The 3,449-nt window shown below is 62.5% G+C and carries 3 protein-coding genes; all 3 read right to left on the minus strand.

Translation table 11 applies throughout. The annotated features are described in order from the left end of the window. Nucleotides 1-90 precede the first annotated feature (90 nt). Genes CGK74_RS16835 through CGK74_RS16845 form a run of 3 tightly spaced genes read right to left on the minus strand, consistent with a single transcriptional unit; the run spans nt 91 to nt 3,298 of the window. Nucleotides 91-1,104, minus strand: coding sequence for a tyrosine-type recombinase/integrase (locus tag CGK74_RS16835; protein ID WP_094269563.1), 1,014 nt, complete (start codon nt 1,102-1,104; stop codon nt 91-93). Continuing rightward, nucleotides 1,101-2,048 carry a tyrosine-type recombinase/integrase gene (locus CGK74_RS16840; RefSeq protein ID WP_094269565.1) on the minus strand — a complete coding sequence of 316 codons (948 nt, stop codon included), beginning with the start codon at nt 2,046-2,048 and terminating at the stop codon, nt 1,101-1,103. The genes CGK74_RS16835 and CGK74_RS16840 overlap by 4 nt, the downstream gene beginning before the upstream one ends. Further along, nucleotides 2,045-3,298, minus strand: a complete 1,254-nt coding sequence (locus CGK74_RS16845) for a site-specific integrase (RefSeq protein ID WP_094269564.1) — start codon at nt 3,296-3,298, stop codon at nt 2,045-2,047. The genes CGK74_RS16840 and CGK74_RS16845 overlap by 4 nt, the downstream gene beginning before the upstream one ends. Nucleotides 3,299-3,449 lie beyond the last annotated feature (151 nt).

Raw genomic sequence — 3,449 nt, forward strand, 5'->3', positions numbered from 1 at the left:
GCGCAATTATGCGCGGTCGTCGATTATGCAAGCCCTTCGGCCTCGAGTGCGGTCCTCTACGGAGGGTCGCGTGCTCTGCTTTGCATAATTTCAGAGGCTTTCGAGGAACTTGAGGACGGCGTCAGTCGGACGATAGCGTTGGCGTTTCCCCGCCCCGGGCGGCGCGATGGTGGCCAGCGCACGCTCCTTCATGGCGAGATCGGCCTCGACGTATCCGTGAGTCGTGACTGGGCTTTCGTGCCCCAGCCATAGGGCGATGACAGTGAGATCGACGCCGGCCTGTAGCAAGTGCATCGCGGTCGTATGCCTCAAGGTGTGTGGCGAGATGTGGCGCTCCTGTAGCTGGGGACATCGTTTGGTCGCGTCACGGACCGCGAGGGCAAGCCGTTCAGCAACATTCGTGCGGGTCATCGGCAGGCACTTGCGGGTTGGTACGAGTGGGTGCGCGGCTTTCAGATCCGCATACGCCAACCAACGTCGGATGTCGGCAGCTGTCTCTTTCCAGAGTGGGACGGTTCGTTGCTTGCGGCCTTTGCCATGCAGGCGCACCGATGACGTGGTTGCGAGGGTGACGTCGGCGACCCGGATGCCGATCATTTCGGAGACGCGGGCGCCGGTGTTGTAGAGCAGCGTGAGCATCATCCGATCGCGCAGACCGCACCAGGTCGTGATGTCTGGCGCAGCGAGGAGCGCTTGAACCTCGTCGCGGGAGAGAAACCCGAGGAGGGGTTTCTCGAAACGCTTCATTGGGATCGCCAGGATCTGCTGCATGAGCTGCAAGGCTGGTGGGCATTGCAGCGAGACGTAATGGGCAAAGGCGCGAACGGCGGCCAACCGTGCGTTGCGGCTGCGCACCGTATTACGACGCTCCGTTTCCAGATAGGTCAGAAAGTCGAGGGTCAGCGTCGAATCGAAGTCGTTCAGCGTTAGCTTCGCCGGCGGCGTTCCCCTTTCTCTTTCGGCATAGCCGAACAGCAACCGGAAGGTGTCGCGGTAGGCGGCAATCGTTCGCGGGCTGGCATTCTTCTGCTGTAACAACCGTTCGGCAAAGAACCGCTGGAGCAAGGAGGCGAATTCGGCGGGGTCGGTGAGCAAGGCGTTCATTGCGGTGCTCCCTCTGCGTAACGCTCGAAACGTTCAGCGGCGATGGCCATCAGTTCGGGAATGCCAGTGAAGTACCAGTAGGTATCGCTGACCTTCGCATGACCGATGTAGGTAGAGAGTGCCAGGACCGCTCGATCGACATCGATGCCTTGCTGGTAGAAGCGCAGCGTGGCACGCACGACGAAGGTGTGCCGCAAGTCGTGCAGTCGATGATGGGGATAGTCGCCACGAGGCTGCCAACCCAGTTGCCGGCACAGCGTCTGCAGTGCGTAGCGGATGGCTGCCTGATTGACCGCGTGGCCGTCGTCGCGCACAAAGAACCGGTCGCACAGCGGCCTGGGGAAGTGCGCCTCACGCAAGCTGGCGTACGCACGCAGGGCCTCGCAGACACTGGGGTGGAGCGGTACCAGACGCTGTTGATGGAACTTCGCTTCCCGGACGTGAAGAACGCCCGTGTCGAGGTCGATGTCACTGCGGCTCAGCGCCAACGCCTCGGAGATACGCAGACCGCAACTTGCAAGCAAGCCAAAGACACAGCGGGAGGTGGCTGGCCGCATCCCACCCGGTGGAGGCAGGCCCTTGGCCGCCTCGAGCAGTGCAATCAACTCCGCCTCGCTATAGATGTGAGGGACCAAGCGCCGATGAGCCGGACCGAAGAGCGATTGCGGCGGAATCTCGGTGCGCGGATCGAGTTGCAGGCAGTATCGCGCGAAGCCCCGCAGCACCTCGATTCGACGCCCCCAGCTGAGTGGACTGGGGCGACGAGAACGCTGGGCCCATTCGATCGCAAGGGCCACGCTCAGGTACTCTGCCGTTCCGAGCCCGTCGGCAAAGCGGGCAAACGAGATGAGCTGGGTTTCATCGATACTAAGCGCGAACCCATGACGGCGCCGATAGGCCAGGTACGCCTCGACTCGCGAGATCCAGGACACGGCGGCACTCATGATGTGCACCCCGGCCACGGCATCGCCACGGCACGTAGGCCAACCAGATCGACGCGGGCGTAGACACGTGCCGTATCGAGACTTTGGTGGCGCAGCAGATCGGCAATCTCCTTGATGGAGGCTCCCGCGCGATGCAAACGGGTCGCGACCGTGCGCCGAAGAACATGGGTATTGCAGAACCGATCGCGCAAACCGCAGCGAACGAAGGCGCGGTTCATCGCATTGCGGATCGCCGGCACACCCAAAGGTCTATCGAACGGTGCACGATGCCGTACGAATAGCGCGCGATTCTGACTCTGCGTCGGCCGCCCCTCGCGCAGGTAGCGCGCAATCGCTTCACCGGTGACTGCAGGTAGCGGCAACTGCTGCACGCGTTTGCTCTTGGTGCCGCTGATCGTCAGCGTTGCCTGGCGCCAGTCCAAGGACTCCAGAGTGAGGTAGGTCACCTCCTGTCCGCGTAGCCCCAGATCAAGCAGGCAGCGCGCAATTGCGTAGTCGCGCAATCCGACTGGATCAGTGAGATCGAACGTGGCCAGGAAGGCTTCAAGTTCGGCGTCCGACAGGACTTTGGGCAAGGTGGTGCGTTGCCAATCCGCGACTCTTGGCAAGGCTGCAGCCAGCCCGGCGGTCGAGTCACCGAGCAGAGCCCGATAACGAAAGTAGCTGCGAAGGCTGTTGCATGCCGTCCGCAGCGATGCCGGCTGCAAGTGCGTGCTGAGTTCCGCGAAGAACTCATCCAACTGCACGCTGGCAATCTGCGACACCGTCGCTGCCCGGCTTCCGAACGCCCGAACCAGAAAGCAACCGACGATGTGTAGGCGTCGGTCGCAGGTGACGGGCGCGAGGCCGCAGGTGCTCGAGAGATACTGACCAAAGCGCTCCAGTTCAACCGTCACTGGATCTGTGAGCACAGCGGGCTGACTGGCCGGCAACAGCTTCAGGAGGTGGCGTAGCGCTGCCCCCGAACTCGCGACCGAGGCATAGCAGGGGACTGGACAGACACAGGTCGGCAGGTGATCGCGCAAGAAGCGCTCGACGAGCGACACAGCCTCCGGTGCCGACCATGCGATCGCGTCGCACGCCATCCAATGACAGAAATGGGCGAGGCAGCCGACGTAGCCGCGAATGGTGCGCTCGCCGTAGCGCTGGCCGCGCAGCGCTACGATGTACGGGTCAATGAGGTGACCGAGCGGGCCAGCGTCCAGCCAGTCGCGGCGAACCAGGGTCGCCAGGCACGGATCAGTGGGCATGATGTGCTCCTGTGGTGTTTGGGAACCACAGAGAACACGATCTTTTATGGCAAGTCGAAATGCGCCAGACAGCCCTACAAGCCCAGCCTATGTCAGGCGCAGACGGTATCTACAACCGAACCTTGCATAATCGAGGGCCGCGCATAATTGC

Origin of the sequence: Thauera propionica (genome assembly GCF_002245655.1) — a bacterium.
GTDB lineage: Bacteria > Pseudomonadota > Gammaproteobacteria > Burkholderiales > Rhodocyclaceae > Thauera > Thauera propionica.

Coding starts and splice junctions, on each gene's coding strand:
- CGK74_RS16835 (WP_094269563.1), bottom strand. CDS start 1,104: ATGAACGCCTTGCTCACCGACCCCGCCGAATTCGCCTCCTTGCTCCAG.
- CGK74_RS16845 (WP_094269564.1), bottom strand. CDS start 3,298: ATGCCCACTGATCCGTGCCTGGCGACCCTGGTTCGCCGCGACTGGCTG.
- CGK74_RS16840 (WP_094269565.1), bottom strand. CDS start 2,048: ATGAGTGCCGCCGTGTCCTGGATCTCGCGAGTCGAGGCGTACCTGGCC.